Below are 15,238 nucleotides of genomic sequence, written 5' to 3'. Positions count from 1 at the left end.
TTTGCGAAAAACGCGCATTTTTCAAAAGAAACCGTGGTCTGATGGCCGCGGTTCTTTGTATTTTTCGCGTATGAAATTTCATTTACTGACCAAGATATTCCTTTGCCTGAGCCTTGCGGGCGTTGTTTCGCAGGCCCAGGAAACGGTAGAAAGTGTCCGTCGCCAGATTAAGGCGGTGGAGGCTGAAACAGCCCGCGAGAAATCGCTCCATGATGCCGAAAAGAAACGTCATGCCGAATTTGTGGAAGTGGGCCGCAAAAAGGTGCAGGCTCTGGCTTCCCAGAACAAGACCTTGAAGGCGGAAATCGATTCCCTGAAGGCGGAACTCCAGAACTTGGCAAACGTTCGCCAGAAGACGCTGGGAACGGTCAAGTACTTTGAAAACCGTAAGGCAAAGTATGGCGAATCCCTGGCCTTGGTCATTGATTCCTTGGTTCCCGTGTTTGAATCGGATTTCCCGTACCGTAACGAAGAAACCGTCAAGAGTGTGCAGGAAATTGCAAACCAGCTCCACAAGGGCTTGATTGAAGCCGACGATGGCTTGAACCGTGTACTCGAAGTTTTCTATGACCGTATTCGCCTGGGTTACACCACCGAAGTCTACAAGGGCTTTTTGCAGGTGGACGCCCGCAGCGTTCCCGGAACTTATTTGCGCTACGGTGCAGTCGCCTCCATTTTCGTGAGCAACGACGGTAACGATGTGCTGTGGCTTGCACGGACTGCCGATGGCGGTTATGCCTGGAAGAACGTGTCCGATAACTTGGCCATGCGTACCGTGCTGAAGGACGTGATGAAGGTGGCCGAAGGCAAGACCGCTCCGAGACTTGTCACGATTCCGGTAACGATTCCGAAGGAGGGCAAGTAAATGAAATTCGAATCTTTCGTCTCTCGTCTCTCGTCTCTCGTTTTCATAGCCTCTCTCGCTGTGTTGGCGCCGCTCTCTTATGCCCAGCAGAATGCGGATGTCGATGCCGTGAAGAAGCGTGCTGCATTGAACAGCGCGAAGGCAGACCTCGAAGAAGCCCGCAAGAAGCGCGATATGGCTGTAGCTGCCCGTTGGAAGGACCGCGAAACCGCCAACCAGGAACGCGAACTCTTTAACGAAAAGTACAACGAAAGCAAGGAAAAGGTGGACGCCTTGATGTCGGAACGTGCCCGCCTTTTCGAAGACGTGCGCGTTGCCCGTGAAGACTTGGCCCAGGTGAAGCTGCAGGCTGAAAAGGCCCGCGCTGAATACTTGTCGCTTGCCGCCGGTCCGGAACGCCTCGAAACGCTTGCGAAGTTCACCGAACAGGGAATCCCCTTCAAGGTGGCTGACCGCATCGAAGTGCAGAACAAGGTGAAAAAGGAAATGGGCCTGTACAGGGACGATCCCCTGCGCATTGCTCAATCGATTTTGAACGCAGCCCGCTCCGAAATGGAATTCACTCGCGAAAGCGGTGTAGAGAAGGCTGAACTGGTGTTCGGTTCTTCTGTCGCCCAGGGTGACCGTATGCGTTTGGGTGGCCTCTATGCCATGCAGATGGCAAACGCCGTCGATATCAACGGCTTGCATCCGGCGGCATTGATGCTTCCGGTAGCTGGCGAAAAGAAGCGCGTGTTCAGCTGGCAAGAAAACTTGACTCCCGATACGAAGTCTGAAATCAGCAAGGCTTTTGCCGGAGCGAAAGATTCCGCCTACGTCATGGTGCCGGTAGATGTACTCTTGAGTACGGAACTTTCTTCTGAAATGGCGAACCACCAGGAAACCACCTGGAAGGATGACCTCAAGGTGTTCTTCAAGAATGGCGGTATTCTGATGTATCCCATCGCGACGCTTTTCGGCCTCGGTCTCTTGATTGTGCTGTGGCGCCTCATCTGGTTGGTGATCGCCGGCTTTGGTGGACTTTCTACCAGGCGTTGCATTAAGGCCTTGGAAAAGGGCGATGTGGCTATGGCTCGCAGCCTGACTTCGAAACTCCACGGTAAGGTGGGCAAGGTGCTGCGCACGGTGCTGGGCAAGAATTACGCCAATCGCGCTTCTGCCGAGAAGGCCCTGGAAGAAGTTTTTGCTGCGGAATCCCCGAAGATTGAAATGGGACTTTCCTGGATTTCCGTGTTTGCGGCAACGGCTCCGCTGCTTGGCCTTTTGGGTACCGTGATGGGTATGATCGAACTTTTCGATGTCATTACCATGCATGGCACTTCTGACCCGAAGCTTTTGGCTGGCGGTATTTCCATCGCCCTCGTGACGACGGAAGCGGGCTTGATTGTTGCCATTCCGCTGCAGCTGTTGCACACCTTCCTTACGAACCGCGCCGATGCTTTGCGTGGCCGCATGGAAGCTGCAGGCCTTGCGGTGTTGAACGCCCTTTGGATTAACGAATCGGTCAAGGAAGACTAATTTGGCTCCGGTCGATCAAAATTCCATATTGGAAGCTGTATTCGGCATCCTCTTTAGAGGTGGCTGGGTATTGGCCCCGCTGTTTGCGTTGGGCTGGTTCGGCTGGTTTTTGATGATTGAACGTTACGGCTACTATTTTATGCTGAAGGGGAGTAGCATTAACGGCTTGGGCGGTTTCTGGAAAACGCTGCAGAAAAGCGGCGAAGAAGCGGCCTTCAAAAAGTTGGAACGTCGCCGTTTTGGCTACTTCTACGCGCTTGCATCGGATATCCGTAACTACAAGGATCAAGGCCCCGTAGCGGTCCGCAATGCCATGGAAGCGACTCGCCACCGCATATCGGTCAATTTGTCTAAGGGGCTGAAGACGATTTCGACTTGCGCCGCCATTGCTCCGTTGCTTGGCCTTTTGGGAACGGTGTCCGGTATGGTGCATACCTTCAAGTCCATTCAACTTTTCGGTTTCGGCAATCCGGTGCTGATGGCAGATGGCATTTCCGAAGCACTCCTGACGACCCAGGCGGGCCTTTTGGTTGCCTTCCCCTTGATGCTGGCTTACAACTTCTTGGCCAGCAAAGTTGAAAAGGTGGAAGAAATCGCCTGGAGCGAGGCTTTGAAATATGAATCCTACGTATTTGAAAAGAAATCGGAGGAAAAATGAGTTTTATTCGTAAACGTTCACAGGAAGCCGGTAGGGTAGACGTGTCGCCGATGCTCGACATGGTGTTTATCTTGCTCATCTTCTTTATTGTGACTTCGACCTTTACCCGTGAAACCGGCGTAGATGTGACAAAGCCCAAGGCTAGCTCTGCCAAGGAACTGGCTAAGGAAAGCATCTTGATTGGTGTGACTCGCCAAGGAACGATTCACATTAACGAAACGCAGGTGAACTTGTCGACGTTGAATACGGTGCTCCGCCAGATGATGGCAGAAGCTCCTGACCGCCCGGTGATTATCGTGAGCGACCGCGACGCCCCTAACGGAGTCGTCGTTGACATTCTCGATGAATGCAACCTCGCCAAAGTCCGCAAGGTCTCCATTTCGGCCAATAAGGAGGAGTAACTTCCTACTTCCAACTTCCTACTTCTAACTAGTTCATGCTTGATTTCCTCGCAAAATATTTCCGATTCCCGGTGGCGTTCGTACTCTCCTTTGTCGTGAGTGCGGTATTCTTCCTTGCTATCCCCGTCATCAATGCGCTGATGTCTAACAAGGGTGTCAAGGGGGAAAAGGAACTCGAGGCCGTGACCGAGGTGGAAGTTCTGGTGAGTGAAAAGAAGCCTGAAGTCAAGCAGAAGGTGATTCGCACGATCGTGAACCCGAACCCGTTCAAGATTTCTTCGAATATGGGCGTGTCCCGCAGCCAGAATTTCCAGATGGATTTGTCGCTTGCCCGCGGTGCCGCTGGCGATGGCGTGGCCGTAGGAACAGGCTCCATGGAAAATGTGGTATACGAAGCCGGCGAAGTGGATGAACAGGCGCAGGTGTTGCGTGAAATTCAGCCGAAGTTCCCCGAAAAGGCGAAACGCCTAGGTGTTTCGGGTTATGTGAAAGTTTTGATTGTGATCGACGTGTATGGCGATGTGGCGCAGGCTCAGGTGTTGACACAGGACCCGCCCGGTTATGGATTTGACAACGAAGCCCTCAAGGCTGTAAGACAGTGGAAGTTTAGCCCGGCACAGTTGGGCGGATTCCCCGTGGCACAGAAGGCCACAAAGGAGTTCCGCTTTGTCAATTAAATCTAATCACATCTTCCTACTTCCTACTGTCTACTTCCTACTGCTTTTGCTTTCCGCGTTGCATGTCCATGCCGCTGAAGACTACTTCTTTAAGGCGAATGAACTTTACGATCAGGGTAAGTTTAAGGAATCGGTGCCGCTGTACCGTGCGGCGATTGATGAAGGTCGCTACGAACCGTTTGCCTGGTTCAACTTGGGCAATGCTATGGTGCAGCTGGACCGCAAGCAGGTGGCAATGGTCGCTTACAAGCGTACGGTAGAACTTCTGCCGACTTTTGAAAAGGCCTGGATGCTCCTCGGCGATCTTTACTACTTGGGTGGTGATGTGGGCGAGGCCATTGCGGCTTACAATCGCGCCATTGAACTTGGCGTGGAATCGGATCATGTGCATTTTGCCTTGGCGGAATGCTACCTCAAGGGCCGTGACTGGACTCTTGCTCAGAAGAATTTTGAACGCGCCCTGCAGCTGAACCCGGACCGTATGGATGCGTGGTATGGCCTTGCTGAAGTTTATGAAAAATTGGGCGACTATGAATACGCCATCAAGACTCTTCAGAATGCATTGCAGATGACCGCTACTGCGGGCGCCGATGTTCACTTTACGATGGCTTATTACTACCGCAGCATGGATTCCACGAGGCAATCCTTGAACGAAATGGAAAACGGAATCTTGATGGATCCGGAAAATGTTTCGGCACGCCGCTACTTGGCGCAAATGTATGTGCAGAACAATTCTCCGTGGATGGCGATCTTCACGCTTGAAGAAGGACTTCGCCACAATAAGGGCAAGGCGGATTTGAACCTTGATTTGGGACAGATTTACTTTACCCAGAAACGCTATGACGAAGCGTTCGATTGCTACATGAAGGCTTGGGTGGCTGGGAATTCGCAGGGGCGCATCGGTGCCGAAAACGTAGGCCACGTATTCTCGAATGCGGGCGATACCGAAAAAGCCGAAAGCCTGTACAAGCGCATTCGCGAGAAAAAGTAGATCCTTCGTGGTGTAGCGCTTGCTTTTACTCGTTGTCATATATGCGGCCTTTATTGGCCTAGGGCTTCCTGATACAGTGCTTGGGGCTGCATGGCCCGTGATGCAGCTTGACCTGAATGCGCCTCTTTCGGCGGCGGGGCTCTTGTCGATTATCGTCAGTGTGGGAACGATTGTTTCGAGTTTGTGGACGCCCGCGCTTTTGCGCCTGATGGGAACGGGTAAGCTTGTTTTTGCGAGTATTGCGCTTACGGCGGTGGCTTCGTTTGGTTACGGATTTTCGACGACATTTTGGATGATGTGCCTGTTTGCGGTTCCTATGGGAATCGGGGCGGGCGCGATTGATGTCGCGATGAACAATTTTGCTGCCATTTATTTGGAATCGAAACACACGAGTTGGCTGCATGCCAGCTGGGGCGTGGGTGCGTGCCTTGGCCCGGCTCTGTTTTCGATTTCGGTGGTGACTGGTGTCGGCTGGCGTGGTGCCTATGACATGGTCGCCTTGCTGCTTGCGGTGATTGCCGTGATGATGCTTATAACGCTCCCGATTTGGAAAAAGACGGAAAAGCGTGGTGAATCGCAGCAGGCGCCTGCGGTAAAGGATATCTCGCTGTGGGCGGCGCTCAAGGTGCCTGGAATGAAGCTTTCTTTCTGGGTGTTCTTCTTTTATTCGTCGCTTGAAATTTCCACAAGCCTTTGGTGCGGTACTTACTTGGTGGCTCGTGGCTTTGAACCAGAAATCGGGGCAATCGCGGTTTCGCTCATGTTTGCCTCTGTCATGATTGGGCGCATTCTAAGCGGCTTTTTCGCTATCAAGTTTACGGATATGCGCTTGGTGCATGCGGGTATTGCCATCGTGGTGCTCGGCTGTCTTGTTCTGGTATTACCTTTGCCGCTCTGGTTTACGCCAGTGTGTATTTGCCTGCTTGGGCTCGGTTGCGCTCCGGTGTATCCCTCACTCATTCATGCGACCCCAGCGCGATTTGGCGAAGAACTTTCGGGCCGCGCGATTAGTATTCAAATGGCAGGCTCTTATGTGGGCTCTATTCTGATGCCGCCAGCGTTTGGACTTGTAGCGATTAAGACATCTGTGATTGTGTGGCCGGTGGCGCTTGCGTTATTTGTGGGCTGCCTTTTGCTGTGTGTTTGCTTGCTCGATTATGTGACGCGAAAAAAGTTACATAATGCTTTCGCGACCGAGCGAATCAAGGACATTTTGCACCAGGTCGAGAAAATGGCGGAACTGCGCCGAAGGCTCCGTAAGGAACGCCGCCGTGAACGCCGTAAAAACAAGCTGAAACAAGCGCGAATCAAACGAAAGCTGGACCGGCATTAAATAGAGAACGACGTCTTTTTCTACATTTGTAATTATGGCAAAGAAGAAAAAGGTATGGAAATCTCCTGCCATGGCACAGGCCATGCGCAGTAAAGAAGACAAACTCCGTGAAACGCTTACGCAGATTGTGAGCGGACAGAGCAGACTTTTACACCGCCCCGAAGACTTGTACGAGGCAATTGCAAACGGCATTGACGATATCGAAAACTTCAAGAATCCGAAGGACCAGCTGGAACTTTTGGCTTGGACATTGCGTGCTGACTTTATTTCGTTCAAGGCCGATACCGACGAAGAAAAAGAATACTGGGACAACCTCTTTTACGATGCAGGAACGTTCTTTGTGGAACTGGCATCGCAGTATACCGACAAGGATTATGTCGCGGATTTGATTCATGACCTTGCCATGCGCCATGTGGGTGGCGAAGGCCGCTCGGTGGTGTTCCTGAGTGTCGAAGAAATCTTGCCCAAGGAACGCGCGCAGGCTTTGCTCGAAGAATTGATCAACAAGGTTACCGAAGTCGATCAGGGCAACCGTGAAGATATTCTGGATGCCATTTGCGATATGGCTGATTCTATCAAGGATGCAGCAAACTTTGTGAAGGCCGCTCTCCTCAAGGATCCGGACAAGAGCAATGCGACACTCATCGACATTGCAAATGCACAGTTTATGGCGGGGAATATCGAACTTGCCAAGCAGTGGCTCGGCGATGTGCGCAACCCCGGCTCCGAAGACGAAGAAGCGTACCTGGATTTGCAGGCCGCCATTGCCGACAAGGAAGGCCGCAAGTCTGACTGCATCAAGATTGCTCGCACCCTGTACGAGACTTTCCCGAAGGTGATGAACCTCGGACGTTTGGCCGCCTTCTTGCCCGATGCCGAAGCCGACCGCGTGCTCAAGGAACATGAACAGTTCCGTAACGGCAATACGGCGAATTTGGAATTTATGCAGTTGCTCGCTGGCATGAAGCGTTACGAACAGCTTTCGGGCTACGTGGACCGCTTTGAAAAGGATTTGACGACGCTCGATGCCGAAGAATTGACTGACCTTGCCGATGCAATCGAAAAGGACGGCCAGAAGGCTCTTGCTGACCACATTCGCGACTGGATTGTGGAAGAACCGGAAGACGCTCAAGCCTTTGATGACAAGGATTAAGTTCTGATGGCGAATTTTGGTCATGTTTACTTGATTGGTGCAGGTCCTGGCGATCCGGGACTCTTGACGATTCGCGGAAAAGAAATTCTGGAACGCGCCGACGTGGTGGTGTACGACCGCCTAGTTTCTCCGGCGATTCTCGGAATGTGCAATTCGAAGGCGAAGATGGTCGACGTGGGCAAAATGCCGACGCACCACAAGGTGAAACAGTCCGAAATCAACAAGCTTCTGGTGCAGTTTGCGCAGGAGTACCCGCAGGGTATTATTGCGCGCCTCAAGGGTGGCGACCCGTTCGTATTCGGGCGCGGTGGCGAAGAAGCTTTGGAACTGGTGGCGGCTGGCGTTGAATTTGATGTGGTGCCGGGCATTACCTCGGCCATTTCGGTGCCAGCTTATGCGGGCATTCCCGTAAGCCATCGCGGCATTGCGACAAGTTTCCACATTATCACGGGCCACGAAAAGGCTGAGTCGAACGGCGAACTCTCTCTCGACTTTGAAAATCTCGCGAAGTGCCAGGGCACCCTCATTTTCTTGATGGGCATTGCCAATATGGACTTTATCGCCAAGCGCCTTGTGGAATGCGGCAAGGATCCGAAAACACCGCTTGCCTTTATCGAAAAGGGAACCACGCCGTACCAGCGTACGGTCATGGCGACGCTTGAAACGGCGGGGGAGACGATTGTTCGCGAAAACGTGACAGCCCCCGCGATTACGATTATGGGCGGTGTTGTTGAACTCGGCAAGACTCTCGCCTGGAAAAAGAATTTGCCGCTGTCGGGCAAGCGCCTGGTGGTGACTCGCGCCGCTAAGCAGGCCAGCGGGATTACAGCCCGCCTCACGGCCCTCGGTGCCGAAGTCATCGAGACTCCGATGATTGAAACGCGTGCAGTTGAGGGCTCGTTCAATTGGGCTGACCTCGCGAACTTTGACGTACTCGCTTTCACAAGCACGAACGGTGTTGAATCTTTCTTTACGCAGTTGCTTGCCTCGGGCAATGACATCCGCGTTCTTGCCGGCAAGAAGATTGCAAGCGTGGGGAAGATTACTGAAAAGAAATTGCTGGAATATGGCATCCGCTGCGATTACGTGCCCGAAGACCATACCGGCGAAGGCCTCGGAAAACTGTTGGCTTCGCTCATACCTCAAAGCACCGAAGGTGCGACCTCACACCTCACACCTCGTATCCTTCTCTTGCAGGGTAATCTCGCCGACGACACCTTGCTGAAACTTTTACCGCAGGCAAACCGCTGGGTCGTTTACGAAACGCTCCCGGTCGCTGAACTCCCTGAATGGAAGCGCGAAGCTGTTGAATCTGCTGATGCAATCGTCTTCGCCAGCACCAGCGCCGTCGAGAACTTTGTACAAGTCTCTCGTCTTTCGTCTCTCGTCTCTCGTCTAAGTTTCTGCATTGGTCGCATGACAGAATCAGCAGCCCAGAAGCATGGTTTTGAAACCGTCACTTCCGACGAAACCACGATGGATTCCCTCGTCAAAAAAATCGTCGAATTCTACACTAAAGAATCCTAATCACCAACCACTAACCACTGTCTACTTCCTACTTCCTACTTCCAACTTCCTACTACCCCTATGAAAGCTATCCTGATTATCGCGCATCACTGCATTCTGCCGGGGGCCTATAAAGGCTTCGAAGAAATCATGGATAAACTGCACCATGATTTGCCCGGTACGCGCGTGGCAAGTACGAGTCTGTTGGATTTGGAAAATGACTTGCGCACGCTCTTGCGCGAAGATGTGGAATCGGTGACGCTTTTGCCGTACTTGCTGCTGAATGGTCAGCATACCAAGAACGATGTGCCTAAGGTTGTGGCGCACTTGCAGGCGGAATTTCCGCAGATTCCGATTACGCTTTTGCCTTGCCTTGGCGACTGGAAAGAATTTGCCGACATGGTCGTCGCCGGAGTCCGTAACGCGCAAATAGACGAGAGAACGCCCGCTGATGCGGGCTACAGACGAAAGACGAAAGAAAATGAGTCTTGTCAGAATAATCTCTCGTCTCTCGCCTCTCCCCTCTCGTCTAAACCAAACCTCTTCTCCATCGAATTGAATCTCGAAGGCAAGAATGTGTTGGTGGTAGGCGGTGGCCGTATTGCTCTTCGCAAGGTGAAGACGCTTTTGCCTACGGGCGCCCGCATTACCGTAGTCGCCCCGCAGTTTGATCCGGAATTCGAAAGTCTTTCCTCAAAGGGCGAAGCCCGACCTCAAACCTCAAGCCTCGTAACCCTGATTAATCGCCCCTACGAGCCGCTCGATCTCCGCGGCATTTTCATGGTCTTCATCTGCACCGACCAGCCTGCAGTCAACGCCCAGGTCAGCAACGATGCTCGCGCCCGCCGCATTCTGGTGAATAACGCCTGCGACTACCTCGACGGCGATTTCATTGTGCCCGCCCGTATGGATTTCGGCGAAAATATCGCCGTAACGGTCTCTACGCAGGGCCGCGCTCCTTCGCTCGCCAAGAAACTCAAACAGAAAATCCAAGCCGAATGGGCCGAAGGCCTCGAACAAATCGAACGGGATTTTAATTAGTGATAAATATCACCAATATTCCAAGTTGGAATATTGGCTTGCGTGCTTTTTCCTTGATAAAAGTATAGTTTTTGAAATAAAATTATAACAAGGAGCAAAATATGAAAAAATCACTGTTCGTAGCCTTGGCTATTTCTATGGGTCTAATGATCGGTTGTGATGATTCTTCCACAAGTCCGAACAATTCCTCAAACACAAATGCGAATAATTCCTCAAACATAAATGGGGATTCTTCGGGTCAGGTGACCGCAGAAACGGTGTCGGCGTTTTTCCCGACTGGCTACAAAACGGCAGATGTGGTAGCTTGGTATGCCACCGATGCCGAAACAGTGCAAGATAACGATGCCGTCAAAACAATGGTCGATGCGGTTTACTTGTTTAAGGATGGCACGTTCCTTGCAACGGAATCTAAGTTAAAAGTAAAAAATAATGGCACAACGAAATTCTCTAATGGAATTGCGGCTACAGGAACTTGGTCTGGCTCCGATGATTTTGAAAACGGAACTTTCCAGATTTCGTTCGAAATGGAAGGCCAGAATGTTACGATGCCGCTTCAGATGGTGAATGGCTCTATGACCATTAATCCTGATGGCGAACGTGGAATGACATTTAAGTTGAAATCGTCCAGTGTGCCAACACCGTCTGATGAAGTAAATACCGAAGTGAGAAATCCCTCCGGCAATAACTCTGGGAACGATTCGGGGATTGATGAAACTCCGCAGAATACAGAGTCTGGTTCCGCAGATATACAATGCGTGGTGACCACCAAAGGAAACACGGTGATCGTGAATGGCTCATTCAAAGAGGGGGGCGTTAATGAGTCCTTTGTATCGACGATGACCTTAGATGGCGACGTTATTTATCTTAGAGATGAATCGTCCGAAGGGGTAGAGTTGGATACCGTTCCGAATCTCGGGTACTCTATTTCTGATATTGTCGCTGAATCTGAGGCGATGTGCGAAGAATTGAAGAATATGGACTCTTCTGATTTCTATGATTGATATCGGATAACATAATCTGCAAAAATCCAGCTTTCGGGCTGGATTTTTTGTTATATTGAATTTCAAATAAGGAGTTTGACTATGATTATCCGTCCTCGTCGTTTGCGCAAGAATGCGACTATCCGCAACATGGTGGCAGAAACTGCCGTGAATCCTGATGCGCTCGTTTACCCGATGTTCGTGGTCGAGGGGGAGAATGTCAAAGAAGAAATTCCTTCGATGCCGGGACAGTATCGCTTTAGCATCGATGAAATCTTGAAGGAACTGGAAAGCTGCGTGGCGGTGGGCGTTAAGTCTATCTTGCTTTTTGGCATTCCTAGCTTCAAAGATGAAATCGCTTCTTCTGCTTATGACGATGACGGAATCGTGCAGCGTGCGGTTCGCTCTATCAAGGCAAAGTTCCCGGAACTGTACGTGATTACCGATGTGTGCCTTTGCGAATACATGAGCCACGGCCACTGCGGTATTGTCAAGGAAGACGGCGATGTGGATAACGACTCGACGCTTGAACTTTTGGCTAAGGCGGCGCTTTCGCATGCCGAAGCCGGTGCCGACATGGTGGCTCCGAGCGACATGATGGATGGCCGCGTGAGGGCAATCCGCGCTAAACTTGACGAAAAAGGATACAAGAATTTGCCGATTATGGCCTACAGCGCCAAGTTTGCGAGCGCCTACTACGGACCGTTCCGCGATGCGGCGGATTCTGCACCGCATTTTGGCGACCGCAAGAGTTACCAGATGGATGTTCGCAACGCTCGCGAAGCCTTGCATGAGGTTGAACTCGATCTGGAAGAAGGTGCCGATATCGTGATGGTGAAGCCGGGACTTGCCTTTCTCGATGTTTTGCGCGAAACGGCTGAAATGAGCAATGTGCCTGTGGCCGTTTATAACGTGAGTGGTGAGTATTCCATGGTCAAGGCTGCAGCCCAAAACGGCTGGATTAACGAAGAGGCGATTATCCGCGAAAATATGATTGCCTTCAAGCGTGCCGGAGCCGATATCATTATCACTTACCATGCCAAGGAAGTGCTTGAAAAAGGCCTTTTGAAGTAGAATTTAACGTAAGTCGTTGTTCTGTAATAGTTTACACTAAAATTTCATAATAAATGATGCAAGTTACAAAAAACTTTTTTTGTAACTTGTATGTTTTTTATTGACTTTGTAAAAAAAAGTATTATATTTGTAGGGCGTTTTAATAAAAACGTACACAAAAGTTAAATGGAGAATAAAATGAAAAAACTGATGATTGTTGCCGCTTTCGGCGCAGCTGCTGTCCTCACCGCTTGTGGCGATGATTCCTCTTCTAACGCTTCGGGTTCTTCCAAGACTCAGCTCGACGGCAAGTCTGTTGTTTCTTGTGATGTGGTTAGGAACATTGCTGGTATTGAAAGCCACTCTTGCCATGCTATCGCCGCTGATGACGCTGGCGTTGAAGCATTCTTGGCCAAGTGCGGCGCTAACAACGAATTCGACAAGGCTGTCTATACTCCGGGTCAGGGTTGCGCTGCTGGTACTCTCGCTTGCGACACCCAGGAAGGTGGCCAGGTGGAATACTTCTACGATGAAGCTTCTGCCGTGGTTGGCTGCGGCACTGCCGCTCCGCACAACTTCTAATATCGGTTGAATTAGAACGAGTCATTTTTAGGAAATCCAGCTTTCGGGCTGGATTTTCTATTTTTGGTGGCATGAACCATTCTTTAAGCGAAAAACTTTTTGCAGAAGCCAAGGGCCTGATGCCCGGTGGCGTGAACAGCCCGGTACGTGCTTATGGTAATGTGGGGGCGACACCTCCGTTTATCAAGCGTGCCAAGGGTAGCCACATTTATGATGTCGATGGTAACGACTACATCGATTACGTGGGCAGCTGGGGTCCGATGCTTTTGGGACATGCCCATGATGCCGTAATCAGGGCGGTGGCAGAAACGGCTCAGAATGGTCTCAGTTTTGGTGCTCCCTGCGGTTTGGAATCGGAACTGGCTAAGCTCGTGATGGAACTTGTTCCGAGTGTCGAGATGATTCGCATGGTGAACAGCGGTACCGAAGCCACGATGAGTGCGATTCGTGCGGCGCGTGGTTTCACGGGCCGCGATAAGATTGTCAAGTTTGAAGGTTGTTACCACGGCCATAGCGATAGTTTGCTGATTAAGGCGGGCTCGGGCATGCTCACGACGGGCAAGCCGAGCAGCAAGGGCGTGCCGGCGGATTTGGCCAAGTACACGCTCACGCTCCAGTATAACGATGTCGCTGGTGTACACGAATTGTTCGATAAGATTGGCGACGAAATTGCGGGTGTGATTGTGGAGCCCGTGGCCGGCAATATGGGCGTGGTTCCGGCGAAGCCGGAATTCCTGAAGGCTCTTTCCGAAGAAACCAAGAAGCATGGCGCACTTTTGATTGTAGATGAAGTTATGACCGGTTTCCGCGTCGACATTCATTGTGCTCAAGGTCTTTATGGCATCAAGCCGGACCTGACCACCTTCGGTAAGATTATCGGCGGCGGTATGCCGGTGGGTGCTTATGGCGGTCGCTTGGATGTGATGCAGCAGATTGCACCGCTTGGTGGAATTTACCAGGCGGGCACCTTGTCGGGGAACCCGGTGGCAATGGCTTCGGGTCTTGCGACGATGCGCGAATTGAAGACGCACCCGGAATATTACGTGCGCGCCGAAAACAGCACCAAGAAGTTGATTGCGGGTCTCCAGGACGCAGCGAAGGACGCTGGAATTCCGCTCGCTACCAATCAGGTGGGCTCCATGGGCTGTATCTTCTTTACCGAAGGTCCCGTTACCTGCTTTGCCGACGTGCAAAAGTCCGATTTGGAACTGTTCCGCAGGTATTTCCTCGGCATGCTTGACGAAGGCATTTATCTTGCCCCGAGCCAGTTCGAGGCGATTTTCGTGAGTGCGGCCCATACCGAAGCCGATATCGACCGTACCATCGAAGCAGCCCGCAAGGTTTTCAAGAAAATATAGTAGACGGTAGGAAGTAGACAGTAGGAAGAGTTCTTCATTACGGGATTTAAACTTTTTTATTTTTCAATAAGTTTTTGAGGATTTAAATGATTGTATCTTGGATGACCACCAACAAGTGTAACCTGACCTGTAAGCATTGCTACCAGGACGCAGGCGAGAACAAGGCTGCCGAACTCACGACCGCCGAGGCACTCAAGCTGATTGACGAAATCGCGAAGGCGGGTTTCAAGATTATGATCTTCAGCGGTGGCGAACCGATGACCCGCCCGGACATTGTGGAACTGGTGGCTCATGCTTCCAGCAAGGGACTTCGCCCGGTGTTCGGCACTAACGGCACGCTCATCACGCACGATTTGGCTTTCGAACTCAAGAAGGCCGGTGCGATGGCCATGGGCATCAGCATCGACAGTATCGATCACGACCGTCACAATGATTTCCGTGGTCTCCCGAATGCATTCGAACTCACGATGATGGGTATCGAAAACTGCAAGGCTGCAGGCCTCCCGTTCCAGATTCACACGACCATTATGGACTGGAACCAGAACGAAATTTTCGATATCATGGACTGGGTCAAGGAAATCGGCGCGGTGAACCACCAGATTTTCTTCTTGATTCCTGTGGGTCGCGGCAAGGAAATTGAAGGTCACGCACTCCGCGTCGCCGAATACGAGGGACTCCTCCGCAAGATTATGGAAAAGAGCCGCACGCTCGGCATCCCGGTGAAGCCCACTTGCGCTCCGCAGTTCCTGCGCATTGCCGACCAGCTCGACATCAAGACTCGTTACAGCCGCGGCTGCCTCGCCGGCCTCGACTACTGCATCGTAAGCCCGATTGGCAAGGTGCGCCCTTGCGCTTACATGATGGAAGAAGCGGGCGACGTACATGACACGCCTTTCGACGAAATCTGGGCGAATGCCGAGATTTTCAAGCAGTTGCGTACCAAGGCCTACAAGGGTGCTTGCGGCAAGTGCAAGTTCAACGACCGTTGCGGCGGTTGCCGCGCCCGTGCCGCTTACTACCACGACGGTGACTACATGCAAGAAGACTCCTACTGCGCCTACGGGAGAGGGCTGTGAGGACGGCACTGCGTGCCTTTGGGGTATGGGGTCGGCACTGTGTGCC

15 protein-coding genes are annotated in these 15,238 nt (G+C 51.8%); all 15 read left to right on the top strand.

Translation table 11 applies throughout. The features are described from left to right. Positions 1–70: 70 nt before the first annotated feature. The 15 genes from BUA40_RS05245 (at position 71) to nirJ2 (ending at position 15,192) form a co-directional block, all read left to right on the top strand. The gene (locus tag BUA40_RS05245; RefSeq protein WP_072799321.1) at positions 71–865 is read left to right on the top strand and encodes a DUF3450 family protein; all 795 of its coding nucleotides are present in this window, start codon (positions 71–73) and stop codon (positions 863–865) included. Continuing rightward, complete coding sequence (locus BUA40_RS05240) at positions 866–2,383, top strand: MotA/TolQ/ExbB proton channel family protein (RefSeq protein WP_083585289.1); 1,518 nt, start codon at positions 866–868, stop codon at positions 2,381–2,383. A gap of 1 nt (position 2,384) precedes the next feature. Beyond that, positions 2,385–3,041: a MotA/TolQ/ExbB proton channel family protein gene (locus BUA40_RS05235; RefSeq protein ID WP_072799151.1), complete on the top strand. Its 657-nt coding sequence runs from the start codon at positions 2,385–2,387 to the stop codon at positions 3,039–3,041. After that, on the top strand, positions 3,038–3,442 hold the full coding sequence (locus BUA40_RS05230) for an ExbD/TolR family protein (protein ID WP_072799149.1): 405 nt from the start codon (positions 3,038–3,040) through the stop codon (positions 3,440–3,442). Before BUA40_RS05235 ends, BUA40_RS05230 begins: the two co-directional genes overlap by 4 nt. A 71-nt stretch (positions 3,443–3,513) precedes the next feature. Then, a complete protein-coding gene (locus tag BUA40_RS05225) occupies positions 3,514–4,119 on the top strand; it encodes an energy transducer TonB (RefSeq protein WP_255369212.1) in 606 nt (201 codons plus the stop codon). After that, positions 4,109–5,110, top strand: a complete 1,002-nt coding sequence (locus tag BUA40_RS05220; RefSeq protein WP_072799145.1) for a tetratricopeptide repeat protein — start codon at positions 4,109–4,111, stop codon at positions 5,108–5,110. The genes BUA40_RS05225 and BUA40_RS05220 overlap by 11 nt, the downstream gene beginning before the upstream one ends. Before the next feature lie 19 nt (positions 5,111–5,129). Beyond that, a complete protein-coding gene (locus BUA40_RS05215) occupies positions 5,130–6,443 on the top strand; it encodes an MFS transporter (RefSeq protein WP_072799143.1) in 1,314 nt (437 codons plus the stop codon). 34 nt (positions 6,444–6,477) lie between these two features. Then, positions 6,478–7,596 (top strand): tetratricopeptide repeat protein, encoded by a 1,119-nt coding sequence (locus BUA40_RS05210; protein ID WP_072799141.1) that lies wholly within the window; start codon positions 6,478–6,480, stop codon positions 7,594–7,596. A gap of 6 nt (positions 7,597–7,602) precedes the next feature. Continuing rightward, positions 7,603–9,123: a uroporphyrinogen-III C-methyltransferase gene (gene cobA, locus BUA40_RS05205; protein ID WP_072799139.1), complete on the top strand. Its 1,521-nt coding sequence runs from the start codon at positions 7,603–7,605 to the stop codon at positions 9,121–9,123. Positions 9,124–9,183: 60 nt separating this feature from the next. Continuing rightward, complete coding sequence (locus BUA40_RS05200; protein WP_072799137.1) at positions 9,184–10,143, top strand: NAD(P)-dependent oxidoreductase; 960 nt, start codon at positions 9,184–9,186, stop codon at positions 10,141–10,143. A 101-nt stretch (positions 10,144–10,244) separates the two neighbouring features. Next, positions 10,245–11,144: a hypothetical protein gene (locus tag BUA40_RS05195; RefSeq protein WP_072799135.1), complete on the top strand. Its 900-nt coding sequence runs from the start codon at positions 10,245–10,247 to the stop codon at positions 11,142–11,144. A gap of 81 nt (positions 11,145–11,225) precedes the next feature. Further along, positions 11,226–12,197, top strand: a complete 972-nt coding sequence (hemB, locus tag BUA40_RS05190) for a porphobilinogen synthase (RefSeq protein ID WP_072799133.1) — start codon at positions 11,226–11,228, stop codon at positions 12,195–12,197. A gap of 177 nt (positions 12,198–12,374) precedes the next feature. Beyond that, positions 12,375–12,758 (top strand): hypothetical protein, encoded by a 384-nt coding sequence (locus BUA40_RS05185; RefSeq protein ID WP_072799131.1) that lies wholly within the window; start codon positions 12,375–12,377, stop codon positions 12,756–12,758. 71 nt (positions 12,759–12,829) lie between these two features. After that, complete coding sequence (gene hemL / locus BUA40_RS05180) at positions 12,830–14,116, top strand: glutamate-1-semialdehyde 2,1-aminomutase (RefSeq protein WP_072799129.1); 1,287 nt, start codon at positions 12,830–12,832, stop codon at positions 14,114–14,116. Positions 14,117–14,202: 86 nt separating this feature from the next. After that, the gene (nirJ2, locus tag BUA40_RS05175) at positions 14,203–15,192 is read left to right on the top strand and encodes a putative heme d1 biosynthesis radical SAM protein NirJ2 (RefSeq protein ID WP_072799127.1); all 990 of its coding nucleotides are present in this window, start codon (positions 14,203–14,205) and stop codon (positions 15,190–15,192) included. Positions 15,193–15,238 lie beyond the last annotated feature (46 nt).

Origin of the sequence: Fibrobacter sp. UWT2 (assembly GCF_900142545.1) — a bacterium.
Lineage (GTDB): Bacteria > Fibrobacterota > Fibrobacteria > Fibrobacterales > Fibrobacteraceae > Fibrobacter.
This window is presented reverse-complemented; position numbering and strand designations above follow the sequence as displayed.

Bases quoted from the DNA above. Each gene is read 5' to 3' on its own strand.
- BUA40_RS05245 (WP_072799321.1), top strand. From the start codon at position 71: ATGAAATTTCATTTACTGACCAAGATATTCCTTTGCCTGAGCCTTGCG.
- BUA40_RS05240 (WP_083585289.1), top strand. From the start codon at position 866: ATGAAATTCGAATCTTTCGTCTCTCGTCTCTCGTCTCTCGTTTTCATA.
- BUA40_RS05230 (WP_072799149.1), top strand. From the start codon at position 3,038: ATGAGTTTTATTCGTAAACGTTCACAGGAAGCCGGTAGGGTAGACGTG.
- BUA40_RS05210 (WP_072799141.1), top strand. From the start codon at position 6,478: ATGGCAAAGAAGAAAAAGGTATGGAAATCTCCTGCCATGGCACAGGCC.
- cobA (WP_072799139.1), top strand. From the start codon at position 7,603: ATGGCGAATTTTGGTCATGTTTACTTGATTGGTGCAGGTCCTGGCGAT.
- BUA40_RS05200 (WP_072799137.1), top strand. From the start codon at position 9,184: ATGAAAGCTATCCTGATTATCGCGCATCACTGCATTCTGCCGGGGGCC.
- BUA40_RS05195 (WP_072799135.1), top strand. From the start codon at position 10,245: ATGAAAAAATCACTGTTCGTAGCCTTGGCTATTTCTATGGGTCTAATG.
- hemB (WP_072799133.1), top strand. From the start codon at position 11,226: ATGATTATCCGTCCTCGTCGTTTGCGCAAGAATGCGACTATCCGCAAC.
- BUA40_RS05185 (WP_072799131.1), top strand. From the start codon at position 12,375: ATGAAAAAACTGATGATTGTTGCCGCTTTCGGCGCAGCTGCTGTCCTC.
- hemL (WP_072799129.1), top strand. From the start codon at position 12,830: ATGAACCATTCTTTAAGCGAAAAACTTTTTGCAGAAGCCAAGGGCCTG.
- nirJ2 (WP_072799127.1), top strand. From the start codon at position 14,203: ATGATTGTATCTTGGATGACCACCAACAAGTGTAACCTGACCTGTAAG.